Genomic DNA, 15,076 nt, shown 5'->3' on the forward strand with positions numbered 1-15,076 from the left:
GTCGGGCCCGTGCTCAGCCGACCGGGCGAGGCATGAACGCCATGCCGACCGAGGCGGGGGCGGTCTCGGTGAAGCCGAACTTGGTGTAGAGGTGACGGGCGTCGCCGTCGGCGATCAGCGAGACGTAGGCCCCCGCCGGAGCGCGGCGCCGCAGTTCCGCGGTGAGCGCCGTCATGATGCGTGTGCCCAGGCCGTGGCCCTGGTGCTGGGGCAGCACGCAGATGTCGACGATCTGGAAGAAGCAGCCGCCGTCACCGATGATCCGGCCCATGCCGATGGGTTCGCCGCCGTCCGCCGCGCTGTCGTCCACCCCACCGCCGTCCCGGCCGCCTGGCGCGTGCACGGTGACGCCGTACCAGGTGTTCGGCAGGCCGATCGCCGCGCCTTCGGCCGACTTGGCACCGAGGCCGGTCGCACGGCGCAGCCGCCGGTACGTTTCGGCCGACGGGACGCCGGACCTGACCTCGTAACCGTCGGCGTACGACGCCGGGTCATCGACTCGTTCGCCGGCCTGTCCACCGATAGCGGTACCGGTACCGTCACCGATCCGTCCGCCGGCCCGATCACCGGCCGGGCCGCCGTACGCGCCGACATCACCGTTCCCCTGCTTCATGCCTGACAGATTAGCGGCCTGCCTGGTCACGAAGCCGACGCGCCTTGGACGGGAGCGCGGAGGGGGAACACGGACGGGAGCACGGACGGGCGGGCGAACGGGCCGGATCGGAACGTGACGCCGTGGAGCGGCAGTTGCGCGCATGTCATGATCGGGCGCATGACCGATCCGGGGGACGCCGGAGCCGTGGAGGTGTCAGTGACGAACGGGTTCGTGCCGGTGGGGCCGTTGCGTGTTCGGTGGCGGACGCGGTGAGGCCGGCCCCGAGTCCGTTGCTGCGTCGGGTACGTGGGCTGTGGGAGACGCTGAGCGCGGCACCCGTGGCGTTTCCCCCGCCCGGCAGCCCCCCGGCCGTGGCCGTCTCCCCGGGCTCCGGCCTGTGTCCGCCTTCGTGGGTGGGGATCGTGGCGCTCGGGCCGTCGGCCATCGTCACCGCACCGGACCCGGCCACCGCGCACGCCCTCCGCACCGCGCTGAGCGCCGTCCCGGCCGACGCGCTGACCTGCCCGGACGCCATCCGCGCGGTACTGCCCGTCGCGGCCGTCATGGGCCCGGCCGGCTTGGCGTACGTGACGGAGGACGCGTGGTGCCCCAGGCCGGACGGCGGCGGTGTGCAGCGGCTTTCGGCCGGACCGGCTGCCGTGACCGCCCTGTTGGAGGCCGCCGGCCGTACGGACGCGGAGGAGAGCGGCCTGGCGGAGATCACCTCACCCGCCTTCGCCGTCTGCCCGCAAGGCGCGGGCCCCGTGAGCGCGGGCGCGGTGGACGCGGGCGCGGTGGGCGCGGGCGCGGTGGGCGCGGGCGCGGTGGGCGCTGACGAGCCCGTCCTCACCGCGGCGGCAGGTTACCGCCACTGGCCCCGCGGGACCGCGCACCTCTGCGTGCTCACCGCGCCGGACCGGCGCGGTGAGGGGCTCGCCCGCCGGGTGGCCTCCGCCGCGGTGGCGCACGCGCTCGCGGCCGGTCTCCTCCCCCAGTGGCGCGCCCGCCTTCCGGCTTCGCGGCGGGTGGCTCGGGCGTTGGGGTTCCAGGAGGTGGGGAGCCAGTTGAGCGTGCGGCTGGCGGACAGCCCGGGTACCGGGGTACCCGGGATGCCGTACGGCCGACTGCCGTACGGCCGGATTCCGCCCATGGGCCCACAGGAGTGACGGAAGGGGCGTAACGGGAACAGCCGTACGGGCGATGACGGAGGGCATGACCACTCGATTAGCAGCGGCCTGGTCGGCCCTCGTCCTCGCCCTGACCGCCCTGTTCACGGCGGGGCCCGCCGCCGCGGCCACCGCTCCCGCCACCGCCGACGGCCCGGACGTGGCCGTTTCCCAGGCGGGCAACTACCCGACGCGGCCCAACAGTCACGGGAACTTCTCCGTGAGCTGGACCTCGGTCGGCACGGCCGACACCACCGGGGTCACCCGCCTGACCGTCGACCTGCCGCCCGGCCTGAAGACCGGTGGCGCGCTGATGTACTCGACGCCGTACGACTACACCTTCGACCAGACCGTGTCGCCCGACGGGCGGCATCTGGAGGCGACCTTCCGCGGGACCCGCGTGCCCGGGCGCGGGGACTTCATGAAGGTGCAGGTGTCGTCGGGCGCGGCACGGCCGTCCGGGGTGATCAGGGCCGCCGTCGCCAACCGGGCCGACGTCGATTCCGCCGACAACGTGAGCACGTACACGGTCAACGGCCCGCAGCAGCCCGCCGAGGTGCCGGACCGGCCGGTGGTGACCGGGATCGACACGACGACCGGGCCGGGCGCCGGCGGCACCGCCGTCACCGTCACCGGAACCGGCCTGGACACCGGATTCGTGCTCTTCGGCTCCGCCGAGGCCACCACGTCGCACTGCACGGCCACGCGGTGCGCCGTCACCACGCCCGGCGGCTCCGGCAGCGTCCCCGTCACCGTCGTCACACCGGGCGGAGCCGTGGAAGCTCCCGGCGACGGCTTCACCTACACCGGGCCGCCGCCCGCGCCGCCCGCCGCCCCCGTGGTGACCGGCCTGACCGTGCGCGGCGGCCCGTCGCAGGGCGGGACTTCGGTGTACGTCCTCGGTACCGGCCTGGCGGGCGGCACGATCGCGTTCGGGGACGCGCCGGCCGCGCACGCGTCCTGCGGGAACTCCTTCTGCAGCGGCACCTCGCCCGCCGGAACGGGGACCGTGCACGTCACCGTGACGACGGCGGGCGGCCCGAGCGCCACCGTGGACGCGGACCGGTTCACGTACACGGACGCGTCGGCTACGGCCGCCCGCCCGGCGCCGACCACCGCCGCGCGGGCGGAGTGACGGCGCCTGTCGCCGCGCCCCACCCGTCGCCGCAGCACCATTGCACCGACCGGTGCCTGCTGGTTAGCTCATGAGGGCTCCCGACCGTACGGTCCGGGGGCCCGGGGCGGGCGCAAACGGTTCCGCGGGACCTTGGACCGGTTCTTCGAGGGGGTGGCCGGTGAGGCGCGACGCAACCGGCGGGGGCACGGGCCCGGCAGACTTACGGGACGACGGCACGCCGGCACGGCCACCGGGCCGCGGCACAGCACCACGGCCACCGAGCCGCGGCACCACATCTCCGCCACCGGGCCACGGTGCGTCGGCAGGCGCACAGGCCGACGGCGGCCGGCCGGACGCACCGCAGCCCGGCGGCCCGACCCGGCGCCGCCTTCTGCACACCGGCGCCGCGCTGGCGGCCGGTGTCGCGGGCATACCGCTCCTCGGCGCCTGCCAGTCCTCGGCGGCCCGGGGCGTCGGCGCCGACGGCAGGATCACCGTCGAGATGTGGCACGGTCAGGCCGACACCGGCCGCAAGGCCATCCAGTCGCTCGTCGACGCGTTCAACCGCGGGCAGTCGCACATCCGGGTCGACGCCGGGGGCGGCGGTGTGGTGGCCGACGCCATGCTCCAGAAGGTGACGGCGGCGCTGGCCGCGGGCTCGTACCCGGACATCGCGTACGTCTTCGGCGCCGACCTGGCCCGGGTGGCCCGCAGCCCCCGCGTCGTCGACCTCACCGAGGCGCTGCGCGGCACCGCGTACTGGCCTCGGCTGTGGGACTCGGTCCGCGACGCGGTCGAACTCAACGGCCGGGTACGGGCCGCGCCCGCCGTGCTGGACTCGCTGTGCGTCGTCTACAACAGGAAGCTGTTCCGGCAGGCCGGGGTGCCCTACCCCGAGGCGGGCTGGACGTGGGACGACTTCGTCCGGACGGCGCGCCTGCTGACCGACCCGCGCCACGGCACCTTCGGTACGAGCTGGCCGGGCACCGGCGACGAGGACACCGTGTGGCGGCTGTGGCCGCTGGTGTGGGACCTCGGCGGCGAGGTCATCGCCCCGGACGGGCACAGCATCGGCTTCAAGGACGTCGGGGAACAGGCGCTGGGCACCCTGGCGCGGCTCGCCGCCGACAAGAGCGTCTACGTCGACCCCAAGCCGGGCAGCGAGCAGATGCACCAGGTCTTCATAGGCGGCCGGATGGGCATGATGGCCACCGGTCCGTGGGAGCTGCCGGACATCATCGAGGGCAAGGTCGACTACGCCGTGGTGCCGCCGCCGACGTACAGCGGTCGGCCCTGCACGATCTCCGGCCCGGACACCTGGACCGTCTTCGACAACGGCCCGGAGCGTTCGCGGGCGGCGATCGCGTTCCTGCGCTGGCTGGGCGACCCGGCACAGGACGTGCGGTGGGCGATGGGCGGCGGCAGCCTGCCCCTGAGCAGGGCGTCGGCCGGACGCCCGGAGTGGCGGCGGTTCTCGGCGCGGACCACCGGGCTGCCGGTGTTCACCAAGGCGCTGGACACCGCGCGGGTCCGGCCCGTCCACCCGGCCTATCCGCAGATCTCGCAGGCCGTCGGCGAGGCGATCGTGGCGGTGCTGCTGGGCCGCAGCTCCCCCGCCGAGGCGCTGCGTACCTGCGCCGAAAAAGCCGACGCGGCCCTGCTGATCCCGCGATGAGACCCGACGACGCCCCCGAGGCGGCGGCCGGACGCGGCCGGACGGAAGAAGGCGCCATGCCGTCAGAGCCCCCCACGGACCACCGGACGCCGCGAGACCGGGCGGAGCCCGGGCGAACGGGCCCCGGACGGGCGGAAACCGGCCGGGCGGATGCCGGGCGTACGGATCCCGGGTGCACGGAGGCTGGCCGGGCGGATGCCGGGCGCACGGAGACGGGCCGTACGTCCCCCGAGCACCCGGAACCCCGCCGTACACATGCGCCGCGCCGCCGAACCCCGGCCCCCCGTAGCACCCCCCGGGCCTTCACCCTGGACCCGCGCCACGACAGCGCCGGCCGCCGGTCCAAGAACCGGCCATCCGCCGCCCACCGCCCCCGTACGCTCGCCGGTCGCGCCCGCCGGGAGAACGCCACCGCCTGGGCCTTCATCAGTCCGGCCGTCCTGATCATCCTCGGTCTGGGCATCGTTCCCGTGGTCTGGTCGCTGCTGCTCTCGTTCCGGGCGGACGACCTGGTCACGCCGGGGCGCTGGGTGGGTCTGGACAACTACCGTGCGCTGGCGCGGGATCCGGGCTTCCGTACGGCGGTGGGCAACACCCTGGTCTACGCGGGCCTGTACGTGCCGCTCAGCCTGGCCGGCGGGCTGTTCCTCGCGCTGGCGCTCAACCGCCGCATCCGGCTGATCGGCCTCTACCGGACGCTGATCTTCATCCCGTTCGTGATCTCGGCCGCCGCGCAGGGCGTGCTGTTCTTCTTCATCCTCGACCCGCAGTTCGGGGTGGCCAACTCCCTGTTGCACCACTTGGGCGTGTCCCCGCAGGGCTTCCTCTCCGATCCCGGGCAGGCGCTGTACCTGCTGGTGCTCATCTCGCTGTGGAGCGGGATCGGCTTCTGCGTCGTCGTCTACCTGGCCGCGCTCCAGGACGTACCGCCGGAACTGATCGAGTCGGCGCGGCTGGACGGTGCGAGCCGGCTGCGGGTGCTGTGGCACATCAAACTGCCCTCGCTGACGCCGGTGACCGTCTTCCTGCTGCTGTGGCAACTGATCACCGCGCTCCAGGTGTTCGACCTGATCTACGTCACCACGAAGGGCGGCCCGCTCGGGTCGACCACCGTCATCGTCTACTTCGTGTGGGAGCAGGCGTTCCAGATGTTCACCGCCGGATACGGGGCCGCCGCCGCGTACGTCCTCGCGGTCGCCCTGCTCGTCGTGGGCACCGCCCTGCGCCGGTACCGGCGGCGCCGGCCGGCCGCCGCACCGGACGGAGCGCTCCGATGACCGCGCCCGCGGCCGTGCCGCCCGGCACCGCCGGCCCGCCCGGTGCCGCGCGCCGGCGCGCAGCCGCCCCGCCACGGCGTCCGGCCCGCCGCCGGCGCCTGCCCTTCAGCGCCTGGCACCTGCTGCTCGCGCCGCTGTCGCTGGGCTTCGCGCTGCCGCTGGTGTGGCTGGTGCTCAGTTCGGTGATGACCAACGCGGAGATCAACCGCTTCCCGCCGTCGCTGTGGCCGTCCGGCGTCGATCTCGGCGGGTACGACTATGTGCTGGGCAACGCGATGTTCCCGCGGTGGTTCGCCAACTCCACGGTCGTCGCGGTCAGCGCGGTGCTCTCCAACCTGGTGCTCGGCTCGCTGGGCGGCTACGCCTTCGCCCGGATGCGGTTCGCCGGGTCCCGGCTGCTGCTGGGGCTGATGCTGGCGACCATGGTCATCCCCTTCCAGCTCACCATGATCCCGACGTTCCTGGTGATGAAGAGCCTGGGGCTGATCGACACGCTGGGGGCGTTGATCGTGCCGTCCCTGGTCACGCCGTTCGCGGTCTTCCTCTTCCGGCAGTTCTTCCTGGCGCTGCCGCGGGAGCTGGAGGAGGCGGCCTGGATCGACGGGTGCTCGCGGCTGCGGGTGCTGTACTCGGTCGTACTGCCGCTGGCCCGCCCGGCGCTGGCCACCGTCGCCGTACTGACCTTCCTGACCACGTGGAACGACCTGACCTGGCCGCTCATCGCGATCAACCACGACACCCAGTACACCCTCCAGCTCGGGCTGACGACCTTTCAGGGGCAGCACCACAACCGGTGGTCGGCGATCATGGCGGGCAATGTGATCACCGTGCTGCCGGTCCTGCTGGCGTTCCTCTTCGCGCAGAAGACCTTCATCCAGTCACTGACGTCCAGCGGGCTGAAGGGGTAGCCCGCCCCGGAACCGCCCGTCCGCCCGTCCGGGCCCGCTCCGTCCTTTCCCACCCCGCCCCCATCCCGCCCGTCTCGCCCGTCTCGCCCGCCCCGCGCCACTCCGTCCCGCTCCGTCCCGGAGGTACCCGTGTCCCGCTCCTTCGACCTCCTCGTGATCGGCGACGCCAACCCCGATGTGGTGGTCGGTCCGGTCCCGCGCACCCTGGAGTACGGGCAGCGCGAGCACCTCGTCGCCACCGGGCGCCTGCTGACGGGCGGTTCGGCGGCGATCACGGCCTGCGGCGCGGCGCGGCTGGGGCTGCGCGTGGCGTTCGCCGGGCGGGTCGGCGACGACGCGGCGGGCGCCTTCGTCCGTACGGCGCTGGCCGAGCGCGGTGTCGATGTCACGGCCCTGGCCACCGACCCGGAGCTGCCCACCCCGCTCACCACCGTCCTCGCGCACGGCGACGACCGCGCCATCCTGACCGCCCCCGGCTGCCTGGCCGCCACCGGGCCGCAGGACGTACCGGACCGGCTGCTGGCCGACTGCCGGCATGTGCACGCCGGATCGTTCTTCCTGATGCCGCGGCTGGCCCGGTCGCTGCGCGAGGTGTTCGCCCGGGCCCGCGCGCACGGCGCGGCCACCTCGCTCGACACCAACGACGACCCCGCACGGCGCTGGGACGCCGGACTCCTCGGCCCCGTCCTGAAGTCCACCGACGTCCTGCTGCCGAACGCGGCGGAGGCGCGGGCCCTGGCCGCGACCCTGGCGCCGGAGACGGACCGGCCCAGGCCCGCGGGCGCGGCGGATCGCGACGACGGCCCGGCCGCCGCTGCCGCCGCGCTCGCCCGCCTCGGCCCGCTGGTCGTCGTCAAGGACGGCGCGGCCGGCGCGCTCGCCCACGACGGCGCCACGCTCACCCGTACCGCCGCCGCCCCCGCCGACCCGGTGGACAGCGTCGGCGCCGGCGACAGCTTCGACGCCGGTTTCATCGCCGCGGTCCTGCACGGCATGGACCTGCCCGCGGCGCTCTCCTTCGCCGCCGCCTGCGGCGCCCTGTCCACCCGCGCCCACGGCGGTACGGCGGCCCAGCCCACCTGGGACGAGGCCCGAGCCGCCGCCCTCACGACCCGACCAGGGAGCCACGCATGACCAGCACCGCCCCGACCGGCCACACCGGCACCGGCACCGTGAAGATCGCCTTCATCGGCGCCGGCAGCGTCGTCTTCACCCAGTCGCTCCTCGCCGACCTGCTCGCCTTCCCCGAACTGCGGCACGTCCACATCGCCCTGCACGACATCGACCCCGAACGTCTCGCCACCGCCGAGGGCGCCGCCCGGCACATCGCCGCCACCCGCGGCGCCGCCCCGGTCGTCACCGCGCACCTCGACCGGCGCGCGGCGCTCGACGGCGCGGACTTCGTCGTCAACACCGTCCAGGTCGGCATGAACGCGGCCACCCGTACGGACTTCCGCATCCCCGCCCGCTACGGGCTGCGCCAGACCATCGGCGACACCCTCGGCATCGGCGGCATCTTCCGCGCCCTGCGCACCTTCCCGCTGCTGCGCGCCCTCGCCGACGACATCGCCGGGCTCTGCCCCGACGCCTGGCTGCTGAACTACACCAACCCGATGGCGATGAACGTGATGTACCTGGACCGGGCCACGCCGCTGCGCCGCGTCGTGGGCCTGTGCCACTCGGTGTACTGGACCGTGCACGACCTGGCCGAGCTGCTGGGCGTCCCGTACGAGGAGATCTCCTACCTGGCCGCCGGGGTCAACCACCAGGCGTGGGTGCTGCGCTTCGAACGGGCCGGGCAGAGCCTGTACCCGCTGCTCGACGACGCGATCACCAAGGACCCGCAACTGCTGCGCCGGGTACGCGTGGACATGTACCGCAGGCTCGGTTACTACCCGACCGAGACCAGCGAGCACTCCTCCGAGTACGTGCCGTGGTACCTCCACCACGACAGCGAGGTGGAGCGGCTGCGCCTGCCGGTCGGCACGTACCTGGACATCATCGAGGAGAACACCGCCGAGTACGAACGGACCCGGGACGCGCTCGCCACCGGATCGCCGCTGCCGGTGGAGGGGACGATGGAGTACGCGCCGCAGATCATCCACAGCATCGTCTCCGGCACCCCGCGCACCGTCTACGGCAACGTCCCCAACCACGGCCTGGTGGACAACCTGCCCGGCGCCGCCGTGGTGGAGGTGCCGTGCCTGGTGGACGCGCTGGGCGTGCAGCCCACCCGGGTCGGCGCCCTGCCCCCGCAGTGCGCGGCCCTGAACCGGGCCTACGTCAGCGTCAACGAACTGGTCGTACGGGCCGCGGTGGACGGCGAGCCGCGCCACATCAGGCACGCGGCGATGGCGGACCCGGCCACCGCGGCCGCGCTGCCCGTGGAGCGCGTCTGGGACCTGTGCGACGACCTCGTACGCGCCCACGCCGACCTGCTCCAACCGGAGCTGCGGGAGGTGCTCGGGCACTGAACCCGGGCCGCGCGCCGGGCCCGCGACACCGCCGGGCCGTCCGGGTCCGGCACCGCTACCGGAAGTCGAGCGCCATCCACTTGCCGGGCTCGGCCAGCGGCTCGAAGCCCACCCGGGCGTAGACGTCGTGGGCGTCGCCGGTCGCCAGCAGGACGCGGCGCAGGCCGTACGGCGCCAGGTGATCGCGGATGTGCGCGACGAGGGCCGTGCCGAGGCCCTTGCCGCGGGCGGCGGGGGCGATGTAGACGTCGCAGAGCCAGGCGAAGGTGGTGTGGTCGGTGACGACGCGGGCGTAGCCGACCTGCCGCCCCGCCCGGTCCCCGGCCGCGCCGCCGTCGGCCGCCGGCTCCGGGGCGGCCTCGTACAGGCCGAAGTTGAGCGAGCCCGCCACCGCCCGGTCCTGGCGTTCGCGGGGCCGCCCGAGGGCCCAGTAGGCGTCGGTGGAGAGCCAGTGGTGGACGAGGGCCAGGTCCAGCCGCTCGGGGTCGGTGGAGACCTCGTAACCGGCCGGAATACGGACGGACCCGGCCTCGGGGGCGTCCTGGGCCGGGGCGTCGGGGGTGCTGTTGTTCATGGTCGGAGGCTGGCAGAGGGGGCGTTCGGCGTCGAACGGATTACCCCTCGCCCCGGCTGTCGCCCCGCCCCGCCCCCGCCACTTCCTCGTACGCCGTGCCCAACCGCCGCGCCCCCTCGGCCAGTTCGGCCGTCCCGGCGGCCGAGGCGAACGTCAGGCGCAAGTGCGGGGCCGGGGGCTCGGCGGCGAAGTACGGGCGGCCCGGGGCCACCGCGACGCCCGCGCGCAGCGCCGCGCCGGCGAGCGCCGCCTCGTCCGTACCGTCGGGCAGGCGCAGCCAGAAGTGGTAGCCGCCGGGCGGGACCACCCGCACGCCGGGGCGGCCCGGCCCGGCCGGTTCCGCACCGCCGAAGTGCAGCCGGAGCGCCGCGGCGAGCGCCTCCCGGCGTACCGCCAACTGCCCCGATATGACGCGCAGGTGCCGGCTCCACGCCGGGGACCCGACCAGCTCCAGGGCCGCCTCCTGAAGGGGCCTGGGGACGAAGAAGCTGTCCACGACCTGGATGGCGCGCAGCCGGTCGAGGACCGGCCCGTGCGCGGCGAGCGCGCCCACGCGCAGGCTCGGGGAGGTGGCCTTGGTCAGCGAGCAGACGTGGACGACCGTGCCGTCCGGGTCGTCGGCGATCAGCGTGGGCGGCAGCGGGGGCGCGTCCTCGTGGACGAGCCGGCGCGCGAAGTCGTCCTCGACGACGAAGGCACCGGCCGCGCGGGCGATCCGCAGCACCTCGGCCCGGCGCCCGGCGGCCAGCACGGCCCCGGTGGGGTTCTGGAAGAGCGGCTGGCAGACGAAGAGCCGGGCGCCGCTGGCGCGGAAGGCCTCGGCCAGCAGGTCGGTCCGTACGCCGTCCGCGTCCATCGGTACGGGTACGGGGCGCAGCCCGGACGCGCGGGCGGCGGCCAGCATGCCCGGGTACGTCGGCGACTCGACGAGCACCGGCGCGCCGGGCGGGGCCAGCGCCCGCAGCGCGGCGGTCAGCGCGCTCTGCCCGCCCGCCGTCACCAGCACGTCCGAGCCCGCGAGCGCTCCGCCGGGGCCGCCGATCTCGCGCGCGAACCAGGCCCGCAGTTCGCTGACGCCTTCCATGGGCGGCCGGCCCCAGGCTCCGGGGCGGCGGCCGGCCCGCGCGAGCGCGGCGGCGAGCGCCCGCTCCGGTTGCAGGCCGGGGTGGAGATAGCCGCCGTTCAGCTCGATGACGCCGGCGGCGGGCGCGGCCAGGGTGGCGAGCACACCGGAGGCGTCCACGCCGCGCGGCGCGTGGTCGTCGGCCGCCTCCGCGCTCAGCGCGACCTCCTGCCAGGAGGTGTCGACCGGGCGGGCCCGCGGCCGGGCCTCGGCGCGGAAGGCGCCGGCGCCGGGGCGGGTGATCACCAACCCCTCGGCCGCCAGCTCGGCCAGGGCGCGGGAGACCGTCACCGGGCTCACTCGGTGCCGCTCCACGAGGGCGCGGCTCGACGGCAGCTTCTCACCCGGGGAGTAGCGGTCCAGGCCGTCTCTGAGGATGGCAGCCAGTTCAGCGACGCTGCTACGCTCGTGCATGAGAGATCACGATAGCGCTACTCCGGGCACCACGATAGCGGTCAACGTACCGCGCGGCGGCCCCGCCGCAGCCGGCCGGCCGGCCCCGGAAGCCGGCCGCCCGTCCGCCGTGCCGCATGCCGCCGCCCCCGCGTCCCGCGCCGCCGCCCGCGGCACCCTGCTCGCCGCCCTCGGTGTCGCCTCCTTCTCCCTCACCTTCCCCGCCACCGCCTGGGCCCTGGAAGGCATGGGCGCCTGGACGGTGGTGACCCTGCGCAGCGTGCTCGCCGCCGCCATCGCCGGCTGCTGCATGGCCGTCTTCCGCGTCCACCTGCCGGAGCGCCGCCACTGGGCGGGCCTGGCCGTCGTGGCGGCCGGTGTCGTCCTCGGCTTCCCGCTGCTCACCACCCTCGCGCTGGAGACGTCCACCACCTCGCACGCCGCGGTCGTCGTCGGGCTGCTGCCCCTGACCACCGCCGCGTTCTCGGCCGTACGGACCGGCGCCCGGCCGTCGCGTACCTTCTGGGCAGCGGCGCTGGCCGGGGCGGTCGTCGTCATCGGCTTCGCCGTCCAGCAGAGCGGCGGCGCGCTGAGCACCGGCGACCTCTACCTCTTCGCCGCTCTCCTGGTGTGCGCTGCGGGCTACACCGAGGGCGGCCGGCTCGCCCGCCACCTGCCCGGCTGGCAGGTGATCGGCTGGGCCCTGCTGCTGGCCCTGCCGGTCACCGTGCCCGGTGCCGCCCTGGCGCTGCTCGCCGAACCGCCGCACCTGACAGGGCACGCGGTGGCGGGCCTGTTGTGGCTGGCCCTCGGCTCGCAGTTCCTCGGCCTGGTGGTCTGGTACCGGGGCATGGCGGCCATCGGCGTGTCCAAGGCCAGTCAGCTCCAGCTCGCCCAGCCGCTGCTGACCCTGGTCTGGTCGGTGCTGCTGCTCGGCGAACAGCTCCCGCTGGCCGCCCCGGTCGCCGCCGTCGCCGTACTCCTCTGTATCGCGGTCACCCAGCGCTCGGCCGCCTGAGGGCCGGTGCGCCGGATGGCCGAAGACCGCACCGGCCCGGCGCGGGTGGCGCGTAACGCGGGTGCATCGGCGGAGCCCGCCGTAGACTGACGGCCACGGAACAGTGATCCTCCGACCGACTGACGAGGAGGCCGTAGCCGATGCGTGCGAATGTGGGAGACCGGCTGCTGGTGCACGGCAGGATCGTGGGGCAGCACGACCGGACCGCCGAGATCATCGAAGTTCTGGGAGCGGACGGCACCCCGCCGTACCGCGTGCGTTTCGAGGACGGCCACGAGACGCTGATGTCGCCCGGCCCGGACACCGTCGTACGGCACTTCCCGACGGCCGACGCCCAGGAGTAGGGGCGGCCGCCGCTCACGCGGGGCGCGGGGGCCGTACCGGCCCGTGGTAGTGGTCGGCCACCACCCGCGCCATCGCCCCGAAGCGGTCCTCGGCCACCTCCTTCGCGGAGAAGAAGATGTGGCCGCGGACCTGCGGGTGGCCGCGGGCCAGGGTGAGGTGGCGGGAGAGTTCGGCGGGGTCCTGCCAGGCGGGCGGCTGACCGGGCGCGCCCGCCTTGTACAGGGCCTCGCCGACGCACAACTGGACACGGGTGCCGGTGACCGTCTTCGCCCACCACGGCAGCAGCTCGGCGTAGTCGGCGGCGGGGAAGCCGATGTTCCAGTACACCTGCGGCACGATGTAGTCGATCCACTCCTCGCGCACCCACCTGCGGGTGTCGGCGTAGAGGTCGTCGTAGGTCTGCACACCCGCGCGGGTGTCCGAGCCTTCCGGGTCCGTGGCCTGGTTGCGCCATATGGCGAAGGGGCTGATACCGAACCGTACGGGGCGGTGGTGCGTACGGCGTGGCCTGCGCCGGCGGCCGCCGCCCCGGCCGGTCCACCGGCCGCCGCCCGGGGACCGCGCCTCGCGTACCCGCTCCCCGGTCTCGCGCACCAGCAGGTCGATGTTGTCCCGCCGCCAGTCCGCCCGGGTCGCGAAGTCCCCGCCGTACTCCTCGTACGCGGCGTCGTCGTCGAAGGTCCGGCCCGCCACCGGGTAGGGGTAGAAGTAGTCGTCGAAGTGGACGCCGTCGATGTCGTAGCGCTCCACCGCGTCGAGGATCGCGTCCTGCACGAAGGCGCGGACCTCGGGCAGGCCCGGGTTGTAGTACAGCTTGCCGCCGTACGGCACGACCCAGTCCGGACGCAGCCGTGCCGGGTGGGTGGGCACCAGCCTCGACGGGTCGGTGTGGTTGGCGACGCGGTACGGGTTGAACCAGGCGTGCAGCTCCAGGCCGCGCCGGTGGGCCTCGCGTACGGCGAATTGGAGCGGGTCCCAGCCGGGGTCGCGGCCCTGGACGCCGGTCAGGTACTCCGACCAGGGCTCGTACGGGGACGGCCACAGCGCGTCCGCCGTCGGGCGCACCTGGAAGACCACCGTGTTCAGGCGGCGCGCCACCGCCGCGTCCAGGTACGCGCGCAGCTCGGCCTGCTGCGAGGCGGCCGGCAGCCCCGGCTTCGAGGGCCAGTCCCGGTTGGCGACCGTGGCCAGCCACATGCCGCGGAACTCCGGCCGGCCGCCGTTCGCGCCGCGGCCGTGGGCCGCCGCGCCGCCCGGCGCCGGCCCCGCCGCGGCCGCCGAGAGGGCCGCCACCGCGAACGCTCTTCGTGTGATCCGTCTCATGCCGCGCCCCCAAAGTGTCCGGAACGTCCGTCCTAGGGCAACAGAATGCCCGCCCCTGCCCCCGCCGCACAGCATTCCGCGGAGTAACGTCGGGGCCGAGGCGGACGCCGGGGTTCCTGTCGCAGGCACGGACGGCCCCACGCGCCCCGCCGGACCCCGAGATCAGCGAAAGGCACGATGTGACCGACATCGAACGCGTCGGAGTGGTGGGCTGCGGCCAGATGGGCGCCGGTATCGCCGAGGTGTGTGCCCGCTCCGGCCTGGACGTGATGGTCGCTGAGACCACCGGCGAGGCGCTGGAGCTGGGCCGTACGCGGCTGACCAACTCCCTCGGCAAGGCGGCCGAGCGCGGCAAGATCACCGTCGCGGAGCGCGACGCGACGCTCGACCGGCTCAGCTTCACCACCGACCTCGGTGAGTTCGCCGACCGCGACCTCGTCATCGAGGCGGTCGTGGAGAACGAGCAGGTCAAGACGGAGATCTTCCAGGTCCTCGACCAGGTGGTCAGCCGCCCGGACGCGATCTTGGCCTCCAACACCTCCTCCATCCCGCTGGTGAAGCTGGCCGTCGCCACCTCCCGCCCCGACCAGGTCATCGGCATCCACTTCTTCAACCCGGCGCCGGTGCAGAAGCTGGTCGAGCTGATCCCCGCGCTGACCACCGGCGAGGAGACGATCAAGCGGTCCGAGGCGCTGGTCCAGGACGTCCTGGGCAAGCACGCGATCCGCGCCCAGGACCGCTCCGGCTTCGTCGTCAACGCGCTGCTGATCCCGTACCTGCTCTCGGCGATCCGCATGTTCGAGTCCGGCATCGCCAGCCGCGAGGACATCGACAACGGCATGGAGATGGGCTGCGCCCACCCGATGGGCCCGCTCAGGCTCTCCGACCTGATCGGCCTGGACACGGTCGCCTCGGTCGCCAACTCCATGTACGAGGAGTACAAGGAAGCCCTCTACGCGGCTCCCCCGCTGCTCGCCCGCATGGTGGACGCCGGACGCCTCGGCCGCAAGACGGGCTCCGGCTTCTACTCGTACTGACGCGTGTGACGGCGCCGCCAAGGGGCGCTGTCCGGGGGCGAGTTCTCCCCG

14 protein-coding genes are annotated in these 15,076 nt (G+C 74.5%); 10 read left to right on the forward strand and 4 right to left on the reverse strand.

Annotation, left to right across the window (positions count from 1 at the left end):
- Positions 1-13 precede the first annotated feature (13 nt).
- A complete protein-coding gene (locus ACH4EB_RS12100; protein WP_398347613.1) occupies positions 14-523 on the reverse strand; it encodes a GNAT family N-acetyltransferase in 510 nt (169 codons plus the stop codon).
- Between the two features lie 494 nt (positions 524-1,017).
- On the opposite strand from ACH4EB_RS12100, the gene ACH4EB_RS12105 reads away from it, so the two are divergent.
- The 7 genes from ACH4EB_RS12105 to ACH4EB_RS12135 all read left to right on the forward strand — a co-directional run bounded on the left by ACH4EB_RS12105 (position 1,018) and on the right by ACH4EB_RS12135 (position 9,212).
- Positions 1,018-1,761, forward strand: coding sequence for a GNAT family N-acetyltransferase (locus ACH4EB_RS12105; protein ID WP_398347309.1), 744 nt, complete (start codon positions 1,018-1,020; stop codon positions 1,759-1,761).
- A 46-nt stretch (positions 1,762-1,807) separates the two neighbouring features.
- Positions 1,808-2,896, forward strand: coding sequence for an IPT/TIG domain-containing protein (locus ACH4EB_RS12110; RefSeq protein WP_398347310.1), 1,089 nt, complete (start codon positions 1,808-1,810; stop codon positions 2,894-2,896).
- 391 nt (positions 2,897-3,287) lie between these two features.
- Entirely contained in the window at positions 3,288-4,553 is a 1,266-nt protein-coding gene (locus tag ACH4EB_RS12115) for an extracellular solute-binding protein (protein ID WP_398347614.1), read from the forward strand.
- Between the two features lie 308 nt (positions 4,554-4,861).
- Positions 4,862-5,830 (forward strand): carbohydrate ABC transporter permease, encoded by a 969-nt coding sequence (locus tag ACH4EB_RS12120; protein ID WP_398347615.1) that lies wholly within the window; start codon positions 4,862-4,864, stop codon positions 5,828-5,830.
- Entirely contained in the window at positions 5,827-6,738 is a 912-nt protein-coding gene (locus tag ACH4EB_RS12125) for a carbohydrate ABC transporter permease (RefSeq protein WP_398347311.1), read from the forward strand. The genes ACH4EB_RS12120 and ACH4EB_RS12125 overlap by 4 nt, the downstream gene beginning before the upstream one ends.
- A gap of 129 nt (positions 6,739-6,867) precedes the next feature.
- Positions 6,868-7,872: a carbohydrate kinase family protein gene (locus ACH4EB_RS12130; protein WP_398347312.1), complete on the forward strand. Its 1,005-nt coding sequence runs from the start codon at positions 6,868-6,870 to the stop codon at positions 7,870-7,872.
- Entirely contained in the window at positions 7,869-9,212 is a 1,344-nt protein-coding gene (locus ACH4EB_RS12135; RefSeq protein ID WP_398347313.1) for an alpha-glucosidase/alpha-galactosidase, read from the forward strand. The genes ACH4EB_RS12130 and ACH4EB_RS12135 overlap by 4 nt, the downstream gene beginning before the upstream one ends.
- A gap of 55 nt (positions 9,213-9,267) precedes the next feature.
- On the opposite strand, the gene ACH4EB_RS12140 is transcribed toward ACH4EB_RS12135, so the two are convergent.
- Positions 9,268-9,786, reverse strand: a complete 519-nt coding sequence (locus ACH4EB_RS12140; RefSeq protein ID WP_398347314.1) for a GNAT family N-acetyltransferase — start codon at positions 9,784-9,786, stop codon at positions 9,268-9,270.
- 40 nt (positions 9,787-9,826) lie between these two features.
- Positions 9,827-11,323 (reverse strand): PLP-dependent aminotransferase family protein, encoded by a 1,497-nt coding sequence (locus ACH4EB_RS12145; RefSeq protein WP_398347315.1) that lies wholly within the window; start codon positions 11,321-11,323, stop codon positions 9,827-9,829.
- Here ACH4EB_RS12145 and ACH4EB_RS12150 point away from each other — a divergent pair.
- Positions 11,322-12,320, forward strand: a complete 999-nt coding sequence (locus ACH4EB_RS12150; protein WP_398347316.1) for a DMT family transporter — start codon at positions 11,322-11,324, stop codon at positions 12,318-12,320. The two genes, ACH4EB_RS12145 and ACH4EB_RS12150, sit on opposite strands and share 2 nt — an antisense overlap.
- 140 nt (positions 12,321-12,460) lie before the next feature.
- Entirely contained in the window at positions 12,461-12,664 is a 204-nt protein-coding gene (locus ACH4EB_RS12155) for a DUF1918 domain-containing protein (protein WP_398347317.1), read from the forward strand.
- A gap of 13 nt (positions 12,665-12,677) precedes the next feature.
- Here ACH4EB_RS12155 and ACH4EB_RS12160 read toward each other — a convergent pair whose 3' ends face one another.
- Positions 12,678-13,988: a glycoside hydrolase family 10 protein gene (locus ACH4EB_RS12160; protein ID WP_398347318.1), complete on the reverse strand. Its 1,311-nt coding sequence runs from the start codon at positions 13,986-13,988 to the stop codon at positions 12,678-12,680.
- Positions 13,989-14,167: 179 nt separating this feature from the next.
- Between ACH4EB_RS12160 and ACH4EB_RS12165 the strand changes: the two genes are divergently transcribed.
- The gene (locus tag ACH4EB_RS12165) at positions 14,168-15,025 is read left to right on the forward strand and encodes a 3-hydroxybutyryl-CoA dehydrogenase (RefSeq protein WP_398347319.1); all 858 of its coding nucleotides are present in this window, start codon (positions 14,168-14,170) and stop codon (positions 15,023-15,025) included.
- Positions 15,026-15,076 lie beyond the last annotated feature (51 nt).

Origin of the sequence: Streptomyces sp. NPDC018045, from assembly GCF_044327445.1 — a bacterium.
Taxonomy (GTDB): domain Bacteria; phylum Actinomycetota; class Actinomycetes; order Streptomycetales; family Streptomycetaceae; genus Streptomyces.

What these genes read in the sequence shown, in the direction of transcription:
- ACH4EB_RS12110 (WP_398347310.1), top strand. Translation starts at nt 1,808, where the DNA reads ATGACCACTCGATTAGCAGCGGCCTGGTCGGCCCTCGTCCTCGCCCTG.
- ACH4EB_RS12125 (WP_398347311.1), top strand. Translation starts at nt 5,827, where the DNA reads ATGACCGCGCCCGCGGCCGTGCCGCCCGGCACCGCCGGCCCGCCCGGT.
- ACH4EB_RS12135 (WP_398347313.1), top strand. Translation starts at nt 7,869, where the DNA reads ATGACCAGCACCGCCCCGACCGGCCACACCGGCACCGGCACCGTGAAG.
- ACH4EB_RS12140 (WP_398347314.1), bottom strand. Translation starts at nt 9,786, where the DNA reads ATGAACAACAGCACCCCCGACGCCCCGGCCCAGGACGCCCCCGAGGCC.
- ACH4EB_RS12150 (WP_398347316.1), top strand. Translation starts at nt 11,322, where the DNA reads ATGAGAGATCACGATAGCGCTACTCCGGGCACCACGATAGCGGTCAAC.
- ACH4EB_RS12145 (WP_398347315.1), bottom strand. Translation starts at nt 11,323, where the DNA reads ATGCACGAGCGTAGCAGCGTCGCTGAACTGGCTGCCATCCTCAGAGAC.
- ACH4EB_RS12155 (WP_398347317.1), top strand. Translation starts at nt 12,461, where the DNA reads ATGCGTGCGAATGTGGGAGACCGGCTGCTGGTGCACGGCAGGATCGTG.
- ACH4EB_RS12160 (WP_398347318.1), bottom strand. Translation starts at nt 13,988, where the DNA reads ATGAGACGGATCACACGAAGAGCGTTCGCGGTGGCGGCCCTCTCGGCG.